The 14,474-nt window shown below is 59.0% G+C and carries 13 protein-coding genes; 11 read left to right on the forward strand and 2 right to left on the reverse strand.

The window, feature by feature from the left end; translation table 11 throughout:
• Positions 1 to 25 precede the first annotated feature (25 nt).
• The 4 genes from HEP89_RS14395 to HEP89_RS14410 all read left to right on the forward strand — a co-directional run bounded on the left by HEP89_RS14395 (position 26) and on the right by HEP89_RS14410 (position 3,405).
• Positions 26 to 676: a CoA pyrophosphatase gene (locus tag HEP89_RS14395; protein WP_152509855.1), complete on the forward strand. Its 651-nt coding sequence runs from the start codon at positions 26 to 28 to the stop codon at positions 674 to 676.
• Entirely contained in the window at positions 676 to 936 is a 261-nt protein-coding gene (locus HEP89_RS14400; protein WP_055655939.1) for a DUF6111 family protein, read from the forward strand. The genes HEP89_RS14395 and HEP89_RS14400 overlap by 1 nt, the downstream gene beginning before the upstream one ends.
• Before the next feature lie 4 nt (positions 937 to 940).
• Positions 941 to 2,185, forward strand: coding sequence for a CCA tRNA nucleotidyltransferase (locus HEP89_RS14405; protein WP_168692336.1), 1,245 nt, complete (start codon positions 941 to 943; stop codon positions 2,183 to 2,185).
• A 107-nt stretch (positions 2,186 to 2,292) separates the two neighbouring features.
• Positions 2,293 to 3,405 carry an HD domain-containing phosphohydrolase gene (locus HEP89_RS14410; protein WP_077292105.1) on the forward strand — a complete coding sequence of 371 codons (1,113 nt, stop codon included), beginning with the start codon at positions 2,293 to 2,295 and terminating at the stop codon, positions 3,403 to 3,405.
• A 1-nt stretch (position 3,406) separates the two neighbouring features.
• On the opposite strand, the gene hemF is transcribed toward HEP89_RS14410, so the two are convergent.
• Together hemF and HEP89_RS14420 are read right to left on the reverse strand one after the other, a co-directional pair.
• Positions 3,407 to 4,333, reverse strand: a complete 927-nt coding sequence (hemF, locus tag HEP89_RS14415; RefSeq protein WP_022998130.1) for an oxygen-dependent coproporphyrinogen oxidase — start codon at positions 4,331 to 4,333, stop codon at positions 3,407 to 3,409.
• Positions 4,334 to 4,387: 54 nt separating this feature from the next.
• Positions 4,388 to 4,870, reverse strand: a complete 483-nt coding sequence (locus HEP89_RS14420; protein WP_168692337.1) for a tRNA (cytidine(34)-2'-O)-methyltransferase — start codon at positions 4,868 to 4,870, stop codon at positions 4,388 to 4,390.
• A gap of 200 nt (positions 4,871 to 5,070) precedes the next feature.
• On the opposite strand from HEP89_RS14420, the gene HEP89_RS14425 reads away from it, so the two are divergent.
• The 7 genes from HEP89_RS14425 to petA all read left to right on the forward strand — a co-directional run bounded on the left by HEP89_RS14425 (position 5,071) and on the right by petA (position 14,455).
• Positions 5,071 to 6,924: an ABC transporter ATP-binding protein gene (locus HEP89_RS14425; protein ID WP_077292108.1), complete on the forward strand. Its 1,854-nt coding sequence runs from the start codon at positions 5,071 to 5,073 to the stop codon at positions 6,922 to 6,924.
• Positions 6,925 to 7,028: 104 nt separating this feature from the next.
• Positions 7,029 to 7,427 (forward strand): DUF2177 family protein, encoded by a 399-nt coding sequence (locus HEP89_RS14430; RefSeq protein ID WP_082444575.1) that lies wholly within the window; start codon positions 7,029 to 7,031, stop codon positions 7,425 to 7,427.
• Positions 7,428 to 7,609: 182 nt separating this feature from the next.
• Complete coding sequence (locus HEP89_RS14435) at positions 7,610 to 8,929, forward strand: HAMP domain-containing methyl-accepting chemotaxis protein (protein WP_168692338.1); 1,320 nt, start codon at positions 7,610 to 7,612, stop codon at positions 8,927 to 8,929.
• 132 nt (positions 8,930 to 9,061) lie between these two features.
• Complete coding sequence (locus HEP89_RS14440; RefSeq protein WP_077292110.1) at positions 9,062 to 10,924, forward strand: EAL domain-containing protein; 1,863 nt, start codon at positions 9,062 to 9,064, stop codon at positions 10,922 to 10,924.
• Between the two features lie 394 nt (positions 10,925 to 11,318).
• Positions 11,319 to 11,747 carry a hypothetical protein gene (locus HEP89_RS14445; protein ID WP_168692339.1) on the forward strand — a complete coding sequence of 143 codons (429 nt, stop codon included), beginning with the start codon at positions 11,319 to 11,321 and terminating at the stop codon, positions 11,745 to 11,747.
• Between the two features lie 2 nt (positions 11,748 to 11,749).
• Positions 11,750 to 13,588: an ABC transporter ATP-binding protein gene (locus HEP89_RS14450; RefSeq protein WP_062487611.1), complete on the forward strand. Its 1,839-nt coding sequence runs from the start codon at positions 11,750 to 11,752 to the stop codon at positions 13,586 to 13,588.
• Between the two features lie 306 nt (positions 13,589 to 13,894).
• Positions 13,895 to 14,455 (forward strand): ubiquinol-cytochrome c reductase iron-sulfur subunit, encoded by a 561-nt coding sequence (gene petA, locus HEP89_RS14455; RefSeq protein WP_022998122.1) that lies wholly within the window; start codon positions 13,895 to 13,897, stop codon positions 14,453 to 14,455.
• Positions 14,456 to 14,474: the final 19 nt, after the last annotated feature.

Consider the following 14,474-nt stretch of genomic DNA (forward strand, 5'->3'; position numbering starts at 1 on the left):
TCGTACGACCGGAAACCCCGATTGCATGACTGCATTCCTGACCAAACCACCTGCGGATTCCGGGCACTGGACTTCCTTGTTCAGGACGCGGCTGGATGATGCAGCGCTTCGCGACATCGAACGCGAGACCGGTGACCACATTCTCAACCCGGACCTTGGTCCCTATGCAAAGTGGGACGGTCCACCGCGCGATGCGGCAGTTCTCATCGGTATCGTGGAACGCAGCGACGGGCCCAATGTGGTGTTGACGCAGCGAACCGGTCACCTGAAATCCCATGCCGGACAGGTTGCCCTTCCCGGAGGCAAGATCGATCCGACTGACAATGGACCTGTTGAAGCAGCGCTGCGGGAGGCGGACGAGGAAATCGGCCTTGCTCCGGAGCGCGTCGAGTTGATCGGCAATCTTGCGCCCTATCTCACCGGTTCGGGATACCGGGTTATTCCCGTGGTTGGCACCATTCAAGACGGCGCTGCCTTCCGGCCCAATCCCGGCGAAGTCGAGAGCGTCTTCGAAGTGCCATTGGGCTTTTTGATGGATCCCGCGAACCACCAGAAACTCAGCCGCGAGTGGCAGGGAAAACGCCGCTACTTCTACGCAATGCCCTTCGGAGAACGTTATATCTGGGGCGTCACCGCGGGCATTATCCGCTCCTTGTACGAAACGGTCTACCGCTGATGGTTCGTGTGTTCATACTGCATCTGTTACTTTTTCTTCTTCCTTTCATCACCTACGGACTCTGGCTGTGGCTGAGCAAGCGCAACACCGAGCCTGGCCGCTGGTCTGCCAAGCCGATGGCGTGGCTCACGCTGGTGGGACTCGTTCTGGTCATTACCGGCCTGGTCGGCATGGCATCCTTCGATCACGCACCGGATGGGGCCAATTGGCGGCCATCGGAAATGCGCGATGGGGTGTTTGTTCCGGGCCGGTACGAATAAAGCGATGACAACGACTGCCGATCAGATCCTGCAACAGGCGGACTGGCTGAAAACACCGGGTATTCAGGCGGTGTTTGCGGCGATCGAGCAAGACGGCGACGAAGCCCGCGTTGTCGGTGGAGCCGTGCGCAACACGTTACTCGGTCACCCTGTTCCAGATGTCGATATCGCGACGACCGCCTCGCCCCAAACGGTGATGGAACGCACGCTGGCCGCGGGCTTGAAGCCGGTTGGAACGGGCATTGACCACGGTACGGTGACGGTGGTCAGCAACGGCTATCCTTACGAGGTCACGACGCTGCGGGAGGACGTGGAAACCTTCGGCCGTCAGGCCCGTGTCGTTTTCGGCAGGAACTGGACGCGCGACGCGGAACGTCGCGACTTCACTCTCAACGCGCTCTATGTCGACTGCGATGGCCGATTGCACGATCCGCTTGGTGGACTGGACGATTGTCTGAACCGGCGTGTCCGTTTCATTGGTGAGCCGGACAAGCGCATACAGGAAGACTATCTGCGCATCCTCCGTTTCTTCCGGATCTACGCGGCGTATGGTGCCGGAGAGATGGATGCGGACGGGCTCGGGGCGTGCCTGCGCCAGCGGGACGGCTTGCGGCATCTGTCCGCAGAACGTATCGGCCACGAGATGCGGCGGCTGCTGCGCGCGCCTCTGGCAGGATCCGCACTGAAAATGATGAACGATTGCGGCCTATGGGAAATTGCGACGGGCGGCCTTGCCCGCATTGACGATTACCTGGCACTGCGCAGCCTGGAAGCCACCGCAAGTGATGTGACCGATCCGGAGCTCGGGCTGGTGGTGCTTGCCGGTTTCGTGCGCGAGGACGTGGAGCGCGTTAGCGACCGGCTTCGGCTGTCGAATGCCGAAAGGGACCGGATGCGGACCGCCTGGGCGGCGATGAAATGTCTTCGCCAGGCCGATGGTCTGCCCGAAGCCGAGCACTTGGTGTATCAGTTCGGCCGTCAGGGCGCGGTCGACGGCCTTTTGGCGCGCTGGGCGGGGTTGCGTGCGCAAGGATCAGATCCAACGGAAATCTTTGGTGGGCTGCTGGAGCGGTTGCGGGAGGTTGCCGTGCCTGAATTCCCGATCAAAGGCGCAGATCTGATTGCAGCCGGGCACTCACCCGGGCGCGCGTTGGGGGATAGCCTCAAGGCTCTGGAGGCCGATTGGCGCGACAGCGGTTTTTCGCTCTCCAAACAGGATTTGCTGTCGCGGGCAGGCGCTGCGACTTAATGAAATCTTATTGAGATTGCGTCACATCGTGATGGTGAATTCCTGTGGGCGGGTTTTCCGGTTAACTTGTCGTGAGAAGGCGTGTGCGGAATACAATGAGGCGATGAATGGAAATTGTCCTGATCTCAGACGGCCCGCTTCCACTCGATTCTCCGGTCAGAAAACTTCCGTTCTTCTTTCCCGCGCGCCTGATCGACATGTCAAAGGTGTCTGCGAAGACGGTCGGCGATGGCCGTGTCGCTGTTGTGGAGTTGCTGGACGCGACTGATGCGGGGCTGACCGCGCTCAAGAAATCCTGGGCCAGCATTGCGGAAATCCCGGTGATCTGCCTGGTGTCCAAGAAGAACCGGCGTGAAGTGATCCAGGCGGCAGCGCTCGGCAAGACCGACATCATGGAGCGTGACACGCCACTGGCAATTCTGGTGCGCAAACTCAAGGCAATCATTCCCGACGACCCGCTTGCCAACGTTCCAAAGGGACTTCCGGCGAAGACACTTGAGGCCTACAGGAAAGGCAACTCCTTCCTGGAAAGCATCGCGCTGTCTGCAACGGAAGGATCCAACATCCAGATCAGCCTGATGAACGAGGGGGCGGCGGAGATCCTGTCGTCGCTGTCACTTGACGGACTTTCACCCTGGCTGGAAGCCGTGCAATCTCACCACAGCGGAACCTATTGTCATTCCCTGATGGTGGCCGGTCTCGCCGGGGCTTTTGCGAAGCATCTCGGCTGGAGCAAGGCGGATTGCCAGGAAGTGATTGCCGGCGGACTGCTGCATGATATCGGCAAGATGCGCATCCCGCTGACCATCCTGGACAAGGCCAACAAGCTGACGGACGCCGAGCGCGCCATTATCGACAAACATCCAATGTTCGGTCGCGAGATTCTGAAACCGCGGCTCGAAGTGTCGGTCGACATCAAGAAGATGGCCATCCAGCATCACGAGTTTCTGGATGGATCAGGTTATCCCGATGGGCTGAAGGGAGACAGGATCTCGCCAAAAGTCCGCCTGATGACCATTTGCGACATATTCACAGCGCTTACCGAGACCCGGTCCTACAAGGACGGCATGCCGGTTCGCGCTGCCATTGGCGTCATGCTGGAGATGGGCAAGAAACTCGACCAGGTCATGCTGAAGCAATTCGCCCAGATGGTCCTCGATCGGGATTTCGGCGAAGTCAGCCGGCAGCCTCAGAAGGTGAAAGGCACCTCGGCCTTCTGAGTTAGGGCCATTTTACAACGGGGGGCATGGACGAGAGGATCGAGGCAACGTTGCCGCCGGTCTTCAGTCCGAAAATCGTCCCGCGGTCGTAAAGCAGATTGTACTCCACGTATCGGCCCCTGCGGACCAGCTGTTCCTCGCGCTCCATGTCGCTCCACGGCTTCTGGAAATTGCGGCGGACGAGTTCCGGATAGATGTTCAAGAAGGCCAGGCCGACATCCCTGGTGAAGGCAAAATCGTCTTCCCAGGTTCCGCTGTTGAGGTAATCGTAGAAAATGCCGCCGATGCCGCGCGCTTCGTTGCGATGCTTCAGGAAGAAATAGTCGTCACACCAGGCCTTGTAGGCATCATAGTCGGCAACATCGTGTGCGTTGCAGGCAGCGCGCATGGCTTCGTGAAAGGCAACGGTATCGGGGTCGTCCTGCGTTCGCCGTGCGTCCAGTACCGGCGTCAGATCTGCGCCGCCACCGAACCACTGACGGGTGGTGACCACCATGCGGGTGTTCATGTGAACGGCGGGGACATGCGGGTTCTGCGGGTGAGCGATCAGGCTGATGCCGGAGGCCCAGAAGCGCGGATCCTCGTTGGCACCGGGGATCTGACCACGAAACTCGGGCGAGAATTCACCGTGTACGGTGGAAATATGGACGCCGACCTTCTCGAAAACGCGGCCATGCATCATGGACATGACGCCGCCGCCGCCCTTTGCCCCGGTGCTGTCGGTGCGCTCCCAGGGCGTGCGTTCGAAGCGCCCGGCGGGCTGGTCGGCCAGCGGACCGGCGAGATCGCCGATCTCGTCCTCCAGGTCTTCAAAAGCCTTGCAGATCCTGTCTCGCAACTCCTTGAACCAGGCCGGTGCGGTTGCCTTCTTGTCCTCGATGCCGTCCGGGATGGGACCGCCGCGGTTTTCAGGTGTGGGTGCGTTCATGTGACTGCCTGGACTGGTTGGGGCCTGCCGGGCCGGCGGGCATGCATGTGATTGCTATCTTTGAGTGTACCCTGGGCTTTTAGGAAATGTGCCTGATTGCCGCAAGGCTTCACCCAGCACCATGCCTGTTGAGACGGCAACGTTGAGCGAGCGCATGCCGTCGGCCATGGGGATCGTCAGCCGGGCATCGGCAAGCGTGTGCACGTCCTCCGGCACGCCCGAACTTTCCCGGCCCATCATCAATATGTCGTCTGGCTGAAACGCGAAATCCGCGTAGGGCACTTTCGATTTTGTCGTCAGCAGGATCAGCCTGCGCTTGTTCGAACGTCGCCAGTCATCGAATGCGGCAAACGAGATGTGGCGGACCATCGCGGCCCTTTCCAGGTAATCCATGCCGGCCCGTTTGAGAGCGCTGTCGGAGATCGGAAATCCCGCAGGTTCGATCAAGTGCACAGTTACGCCCATGCAGGCGGCAAGACGCAGGATCGTTCCGGTATTTTGCGGGATGTCCGGTTGGTAAAGGGCAATGTCTGGCATGGGGATCCGCATTGGTTTCGGGAGACCGGCTCAATAGCAGCAGGCATAACATTTGTCACAGGAAGACCGGTTTCAATGCCCGGTACAAGGCCGGGAGCTGCGGGTTTGGGGCAAATCGTTACATATTTTCATTGGGCCAATTTCGCGCCTGGCGCGTAGGATGACGTGAAGAATCGCTCCAGCCTCCATGGAGACGCCACGTGTCCCCGCTCTTTCGCGCTTTTGAATCCTGGATAGATCCTTTCCGGGAGCCGTCCAAATCCGACATGCCCCATGGCGGGTTTGCCTTCCTGATGTATTTCGTCACGCAGGTGCGCTGGCCGTTCATCGCCATGCTCGCCATAGGCGGGGCGACCGCCTTTGTTGAAGTGGCGATCTTCAATTTTCTTGGCCGCATCGTGGATCTTCTGGAAGAAGGCAATCGGGCGACATTCTTCTCCGATCATTTCTGGACACTCATGACCATGGCCTTCGTGGTGCTGGTCGTGCGCACGCTCACCAATTCGCTGATGGCGCTGGTGGAAGAACAGGCGATCGTGCCCGGGTTCTTCAATCTGGTGCGCTGGCAGTGCCATCAGCGGGTGATGAAGCAGAGCCTTTCCTATTTCCAGGACGATCTCGCCGGGCGCCTGTCGCAGAAGGTGATGCAGTCGGGCATGTCGGCGGGCGATTTCATGACCAACCTTTTGCAGGTGGTCTGGTTCATTGTCGTTTATGCCATCACGACGCTCGTGCTGGTCGCGGATCTGGACCTTTGGCTGGGTGCGCTCGTGGCCATCTGGCTGCTTTGTTTCACTGCAACCGCCATCATCTTCGTGCCACGGGTTCGTGCTGCGGCAAAGGATTCGGCAAATGCCTATTCGGGCGTGACCGGACGTCTGGTGGATACCTACACCAATATCCAGTCGGTCAAGCTGTTCGGATCATCGGAAGAAGAAAGCCGGGGAGCGCGGGCCTCGGTTGAGACGATGATTGCCAAGATACGGGTCTTCACCAGGCTTTTGACCACAATTCGCATGATCATGACGCTGGTCAACGGAGTGATGATCGTTTCGATTGCGGGCCTGGCACTGTCCATCTGGCAGGACGGCGGCATCAGCGCAGGTCATGTGGCCTTCACGCTCAGCCTGATCCTGCGGCTGAATATCCTTTTGAACCGGCTGTTCAACCAGCTCAACGGCCTGTTCCGCCACTTCGGATCGCTGCAGGACAGCATGGAAACCATCGTCAAGCCAGTGACCCTGACAGACAAACCGGCGGCGCCGGAGCTGAAAGTGACTGAGGGGGAAGTGCGGTTCGATAAAATCCGGTTCCACTACGGCAAGGCGGGCGGTGTCATCGATCATCTCGACCTGACGATCCAGCCGGGTGAGCGCGTCGGTATCGTCGGCCCGTCGGGGGCGGGCAAAACCACGCTGACAAGCCTGCTGCTTCGGTTCTTCGACGTGGAGGCGGGGCGTGTCCTCATCGACGGACAGGACGTGCGCGATGTGAACCAGGAATCGCTGCGCCGGTCGATTGGCATGGTGACCCAGGATCCGTCCTTGCTGCATCGTTCGATCCGCGAGAACATCCTCTATGGCCGTACGTCGGCCAGTGAAGAAGAGTTGCTGGAGGCGACGCGCAAGGCCCACGCGTCCGGTTTCATCCAGAGGCTGGAAGACAGGCGCGGCCGCAAGGGGTTCGACGCCTTTGTAGGTGAGCGTGGTGTCAAACTGTCCGGCGGGCAGCGTCAGCGCATTGCAATCGCGCGCGTGCTCCTGAAAGACGCCCCGATCCTCGTTCTGGACGAAGCGACCTCGGCCCTCGATTCGGAAGTCGAGGCCGCCATCCAGGAGAACCTGCAAGGATTGATGACAGGCAAGACCGTGATCGCGATCGCGCACCGCCTGTCGACCATCGCGGCCATGGACCGACTGATTGTCATGAACAGGGGCCGGATCGTTCAGCAGGGGACACACGAGACGCTCCTGGAAGATGCAGACGGCCTTTACGCGCAGCTCTGGCACCGCCAGTCCGGCGGATTTCTGGAACCGGAAAGCGAATTCGCCTGAGTTGAAGTTCGCCGTAGCAGCTCGGCTCAATTCCTGCTGATCCAGTGCTCTTGCCGAGGCGTAGAACCGACGAAACAAGGCAGTGCAAAACCAGGGGGCCGATCTTGAAATACGTCACGGCATACATCGCAACAGTGCTCGTTTTTCTTGCCGTGGACTACGTCTGGCTGACGCAGGTATCCACCCGGTTCTACCTTGACCGTATCGGCCATCTGATGATGGAAAAGCCCAACATCGCCGCCGCGAGTGTTTTCTATCTGGTGTATGTCGTCGGCATAGTGATCTTCGCGGTTGCGCCCGCGCTCAAGGCAGACAGCCTTGTGACCGCCATTGTTTTCGGAGCGCTGTTCGGGTTTTTCACCTACGGCACATACGACGTCACCAACTACGCAACGCTCAGGGAGTGGCCGGTTTCTGTAGTTCTCGTCGACGTTGCCTGGGGGACGGTCCTGTCCGCGGTTTCGGCCGGTGCGGGTTTCACGATCACCCGGCTGATGTCCTGATCCGTTAGACGCGAAACGCAGGGCACAACAGTCTCCTCAAAAATATCAAGACTACGTAGTTCTCCGAGGACTGGCCGTTACTGAATTTTTACGTGCAGAGCGGTAGTGTTTCATCTTGCGATAACGGCGCTGATCAACAGCGGCCGTAAGCGGGGCTGAAAAATTACTGTCGGGGTTTCCACGTGACGCTTTCAATCAAGGGCCGGTTCGTCGCCATGGTTCTGACGGCTGCCGCCATCATGATGGCCGGTACCGCATTTGCTTTCTATACCTTCCGCCAGGCCTTCATGGAAAAGATCGGGACACCCGCCGGTGCGCAGGACTTTCTGACAGGCAATGTTGCCGGAAAGATCGACGGGCTTATCCTGGATCAGATGATCACCATTGGTCTGGTCGTGCTGCCGGTCGGTCTGGCCTTTCTGGCATTTGCCGTCATTCTGGCCGTGGGGCTCGCCCGGCCGATGAACCGGTTGCAGACTGGCCTCGACATGCTGTCCGAAGGCAATCTCGACATCCAGATCGACGGTGCCCATCGGAGCGACGAAATCGGAGCAATTGCACGGTCCGTGACCGCTTTCCGGGCCAATCTCGCCGAACGGGCCAAAGAGCAGGCAAGGCAGGAACTTGCCCACCAGGAAGCCCTCAGCGAAGAGCGCAAGGCGCTGATGCAGGATGTTGCCGATGATTTCGAGAAGTCCGTCATCGGTGTGGTTTCTGCCTTGTCGACGGCTGCCAAAAGCGTTGAAGGCAATTCGGCGGATCTGAACAGGGCGGTGAACTCGTCCATGCAGGCGGTTCAGGAAGTACATCAGGCAACATCGGCAGCCAGCAGTTCCGTCGCTTTCGTGACGAGTTCGGCAGACCGGCTGTCCGGTTCGCTGAGCCGTGTGCGTGAGGACGTCGATCAGGCAACGGACATTGCCAGCACCGCGGTGGCGGAAGCCCGGAAAACCGACGAGATTGTCGGTCGGCTTGCGGAAACCGGCCGTGCCATTGGTGAAATCGTCGAGTTGATCAGCCAGATCGCAAGCCAGACCAACCTGCTTGCGCTGAATGCGACCATCGAAGCTGCAAGGGCTGGCGAAGCCGGGCGGGGATTTGCCGTCGTTGCGAATGAGGTCAAGGCCCTTGCCGAGCAGACGACCAGGGCGACCGAAGACATCTCCGCGCAGGTGACAGCGGTGCAGGAAGTCGCGGAGCTTTCCGAAACCGCCATCCGTTCGATCGCGGAAACCATTGGCCGCGTCAGCGAGATTTCCGGAAAAATCCGCGAAGCGGTCGAGGAACAGACAACGGCCACCCACGAGATCAGCAGCAATGCACTGACGGCGCGGACCAGTTCCGATCAAGTGGCCGAAAACGTCGACACCTTGAGCGACGTTATGGAGACCAGCCGGACGGCTACCGATGAAATGAACGGTGCCGCTGCCGAACTCGGGCAATTGTCAAACAGCCTGCAAGAACAGGTTCGGCAATTTCTGCAAAGCGTGCGGGCTGCCTGAGAGGCAGCCTCGGAATGCCTTGTGTATTGGTATAAATGACAGTAACCCAATAAAATCACTTGCAGTTTAGAGATTGGTTCAGTTTTGCTCCCGTAGAGTAAGCGTAACTAATATCTTGGCTGAAGACGGAATATGGCAGAATTCTTAGCGAATGTGCCGGGTCAACATCTCCTGCTCGCATTGGGAACCGCTCTGGTTCTCATGGCCGTGTGCTATTTATGCGGCCGAAAGCAACGGGACGGCTCGGCTCCTTCCAGCGTTTCCAGATTTGGCAACGATGCCGCAATCCTTCAGCTTGTCGTGGAACATGCCCATGAAGGCCTGGTCATGCAGGACATCGACGGGCACATCGAATGGACGAACCCGGCCTATTCCCGCATCACCGGTTTCAGCGCTGAGGAAATTCGCGGCCGGCGGCCTCAGGAATTCATCTTGCCGCCGGAAAACCAGCTCCCCCCGGACGAGATCGAAAACTTCCGCTACGACCTGACGAAGTTCCGGTCGGGAACCGAAGAGCTGATCCTCAACCGGCGCAAGAACGGCGAATTGTTCTGGAACCAGCTGACCTTTGCTGTCGTCGAGGGAAAGACGCTGGAAGAAACCAAGATCATTCTGATTTGCCGGGATGTAACCAGCCAGGTTGAGCATGTGAAGGAGCTGGAGAACGCGCGCATCCGTTTGAAACATCAAGCGGAGCATGACGACCTGACCGGCGTTGCCAACCGGGCCAAGCTGAATGCCTACCTGAAGGAGCGCGTTGCGGAGGGTACGGCCGGCAGCGCTCAGATCGGAATCATCCATTTTGATCTGGACCACTTCAAGGACATCAACGACAGCCATGGACACGGAGCAGGCGACACCGTCCTGCGCCATGTGGCCATGGTGATGAGCCGTGTGCTGGGCAACAAGGGGTTGGTCGCACGTATCGGCGGGGATGAATTCGTCGCGGTGGTCGCGGACCCATCCGGCCCAGGCGAAATGGAAGATCTGGGCAGCCGGATCCTTGAGGGACTGGCCAAGCCGGTGAGAGTGGACCGTCACGAGTTGCGGGTTGCCGGCAGTGTCGGGCTAGTGCTGGCGAAAACGGCGACTGCGAGTGCGTCGGAACTGATCAATTGTGCCGATATTGCTCTTTATGCTGCCAAACGTTCGGGCCGTAGCCAGATCTCCTGGTACACGGATGCGCTTGGAGCGGCACATCGCCACCGGCGCATGATCCAGGCACAGCTGGACGAGGATCTTGAAAACGGCGGTCTGTCTTTGATGATGATACCGCAGTACGACCTGGAGAGCCGGCGGATCATCGGATACGAAGTTACGGCCTGCTGGCTGCATCCTTCCGAAGGGCTCGTGGACCCGGTCAGCCTTCTGTCGACGCACGAAGATGCCAAGAGAATCGCCCAGATCGAGCGTTTCGCGCTGCTGGAGGGTCTTTCCCAGGTCCGGCGACTTCGAGAGCTCTCGAATACGGCGTTCTTCCTGTCGGTGAACCTGAGCGGAGCCAGCCTGAAGGAAAAAGGCTTCGTTGAACAACTTCGTCAAGCTGCCTGTGAGGCTGGTTTCAAGACCGACGACATCGTGGTCGAGCTGGACGAAAAAATCATCCGTTTCGACGAACCGGACGGCCTCGCCGGATCCGTCGACCTTCTGAGGGAAATCGGTTGCAGGGTTGCCCTGGACAAGTTCGGCGGCGGACATGGCGGTGCCGGTCAGCTTATCTATCTGAACGCGGATCAATTGAAGCTGTGTCCGATGCTTATTGCAGGGCTTGAGGACAGCAAGGAAAAACGGCAGCTGGTTCAGTCGGTCACCCGGCTTGCCGGCAATCTGGGGCTGAAGATTTCTGCGGCGGGGGTCGATACGACAAAGCAGGTCGATCTGCTCAAGCAATTCGGCTGCACGACGGTGCAGGGCAAGGTCATTGCGGATCCGCTATCGCCGCATGAAGCGGAAATTCACATGCGCGAGTTCGAGCTGCTGGAGTATCAGTCCTAACCACTTTGCCGTTGGGAGAGGTTTGCGGGTCTGTGGCCGATGGGCAACAGATCGATATTTCGTGCTGCAAATTGACGCATTTTTGCTTTTCAAGTTCTCCGAAAGCAGGTACCAACATCCCCAGTCAACTCATGGTGGTTGGCTTTGTTTCCCCAGCAGCCGCCCGGCTGCGCAACCAGGAGGGCACTAAATGACAGATCGTTGCATGATCCACCCATATGCCGCTCTCCAGGCTTGCCCAGGTATCACTGTCCGCTTCCGCTAGGAAGCCACAGACCTTCTTCAAATTCCTGACTTTTGCGGTGACCGGCTGAAGCCGTTCCCATTGAGCTGCATGCGTTGCCGCGCATGTCTGCCGTCACCACGTTTACGATCCCATTTCGGAGATGATCCGATGTCATTCCATTTCACGCCGGACCTGTCCTCAGCGACAGGCCGTCCGGATATTGAAGTGTCTTTACCAGAAGAGCCACGACAGGCTTTTCCTCGCCGTGCGATGCGTGCCGCTGTCGCCGCCGGCGTTTTTCTGGGAACCACTTTTGCGATCGCCGTCGTGTTCTTCATTCCGGTCATCGTCTTCAATCTGAGCCGGATCGAGGCTCTGGAAATCGCCGGCCGTCATATTCCGGTGACGCAGTTTGCCGATGAACTCGGCGCGCTTTTCTGGGGCACCTTCATCGTGGCTCTCGCCTTTACAAGTTTCATCGCCAGTCTGCTGCTGTTCGCGACTGGCCGCATAATTCGCCCGCATAGAAAACCTGTGCGCACTGACGATGCCCTGGTGCATCTCAATGTGTTACGGTTGAGCGGGGCCGAGAGGTAATCATGTTCGAGCGTTTCGAAAAACTCGTGGACCCCTTCGAGAAGACTGTTCTCGAAGTGCCCCCGAAGGGCTTCTGGGCCTTCTGTTGGTACTACACCAAACCTGTCTGGCCGATCCTGGCCGGTGTGTCGCTTCTCGGCACGCTGGTCGCGATCGTGGAAGTCTATATCTTCACGTTCCTGGGTGACCTGGTCACCTGGCTGGAAAAATCCGATCCGGATACATTCGTCAGTCAGAACTGGCGCACGCTCCTCTTCATGCTGGTGATCCTGCTGGTGCTGCGTCCGCTGCTGGAGGTTATCTGGCAGCTGCTGTTTCACCAGGGACTGATGGGCAACTATCCCATGTCCATCCGCTGGCGGGTGCATCGATACCTGCTGCGCCAGAGCGTGTCGTTCTATCAGAACGATTTCGCGGGCCGGATCGCGACGAAACTGATGCAGACAGCGCTTGGCGTGCGTGAGGTCGTCTCGCGCATGGCCGATATCATGGTCTATGTCGCAGTCTACTTCACCGCGGCCGTGATCGTGGTCGCGGGAGCCAATATCTGGCTCAGTCTGCCGTTTCTGGTGTGGATCTCTGCTTATCTGCTCACGATCCGCTTCTTCATTCCGAAGTTGCGGGACGTGTCGAAGGAGCAGGCTGATGCACGCTCCCTGATGACCGGTCACGTGGTTGATGCCTATACCAACATCACCACGGTGAAGCTGTTCTCCCATGCGGAGCGCGAAGAAGCCTATGCGCGCACGTCCATGCTTGGCTTCCTGAAGACGGTCTTTCTGCAGATGCGGCTGGTGACAGGACTGAATATCGTCCTGGTGTTCATCAATATGCTACTGCTGACCTCCATCGGTGGTCTTTCGATCATTCTGTGGCAGGCCGGCACTGTGACCATCGGCGAAGTCACCATTGCGGTTGCCTTCGTGCTGCGTCTTCAGGGGATGTCCCACTGGATTCTTTGGGAGCTTGCAGGATTGTTCGAGAACATCGGCACCGTGCAGGATGGCATCTCCACCATTTCGCGGGAACGCGAGGTGATGGACGTCAAGAACGCCAAGGCGCTCGAGGTCGGGCAGGGCGAGATCCGTTTCGATCGCATCCGGTTCCATTATGGCAAGGAAGCCGGCGTGATCGAGGACCTCAGCCTGACGATCCATCCGGGTGAGAAGATCGGTCTGATCGGTCGGTCCGGTGCAGGCAAGTCGACGCTGGTCAACCTGATCCTGCGCTTCTACGACCTGGAGGGCGGCCGAATCCTGATCGATGGCCAGGACATCGCCAATGTCCGTCAGGACGACATCCGAGCCGAGGTTGGCGTGGTGACGCAGGATACATCGCTGCTGCATCGGTCGATCTTCGACAACGTGGCCTATGGCCGTCCGGATGCGACGCGGGAAGAGGTGCTGGCAGCGCTTGAAAAAGCACATGCACTGTCCTTCGTCGACGAGCTGGAGGACATGGAGGGCCGCAAGGGTCTCGATGCCCATGTCGGCGAGCGGGGCGTCAAGCTGTCCGGTGGCCAGCGCCAGCGGGTGGCCATTGCCCGAACCCTGCTGAAGGATGCGCCGATCCTGGCTCTCGACGAGGCGACATCCGCTCTCGACAGTGAAGTGGAGCTGGCCATTCAGGAGAGCCTGTTCGATCTGATGCAGGGCAAGACGGTGATTGCGATTGCCCACCGTCTGTCCACGATCGCGGCCATGGATCGGCTGATCGTGATGGACAAGGGTCGAATCATCGAGGAGGGGTCCCATCAGGAGCTTCTGGAGCGGGGCGGACTTTACGCACAGCTCTGGGAGCACCAGTCGGGGGGCTTTCTGTCCTCGGTTCAGGCCGCCTAAATCCAAAGACCAATGGCAAGAGCGGGATTCAATCGGATTCCGCTCTTGCACTCATTCCCCAAAAAAGGGCAGAAAAGCGGCGCGGCGGTTGTTTTGCCTGCGACATATGCGTTTCGAGGCGTTTGTTGAACTGGACAAGCGTTTCGAAGGGTGCAAAAAGACAAGCCGCTTGGCCGGTGCGGAATAGCCCGTATCCGGCCCCCGATGAGCCCGGCATGGTTCCGTTCCCTTCTTGGGCAAAGAAGGGGTCCCGGACGTGATGCGGGCTTTCGGTACAGGTTGAACAGGTTTCGAGAGGACGCGACCTTGGCACATACGGATCAGGCGGAACCGACCCGCCGCGATTTCCTCTATATTGCGACCGGCGCCATGGGCGTCGTTGGCGCTGGCGCGCTGGCATGGCCGTTCATCGATCAGATGAACCCGGATGCCTCCGCATTGGCTCTGGCTTCCATCGAGGTGGATATCTCTGCCGTGGAAGAGGGGCAGTCGATTACAGTCAAATGGCGCGGTAAGCCGGTATTCATCCGCAACCGTACCGAAACGGAAGTGGAAGAAGCCAAGGCTGTTCCCCTGGCTGATCTTCCCGACCCGCTTGCACGAAATTCTAACCTGCCGGCGGACGCGGAAGCGTCTGACGCCAACCGTGGCGTCGAAGGCAACGAGAAATGGCTCGTCCAGGTCGGTATCTGTACCCACCTCGGCTGCGTGCCGATCGGCAGCTCCGGCGACTTCGGCGGCTGGTTCTGCCCGTGCCATGGGTCTCACTACGACACCGCCGGCCGTATCCGTAAGGGCCCGGCTCCCGAGAATTTGCTGATTCCGCCGCTCGAGTTCGTCAGCGACTCGACGATCAAGATTGGCTAACGGCATAGATTTTTAGGAG

The organism is Labrenzia sp. 5N (genome assembly GCF_012395805.1).
Lineage (GTDB): Bacteria > Pseudomonadota > Alphaproteobacteria > Rhizobiales > Stappiaceae > Roseibium > Roseibium algicola.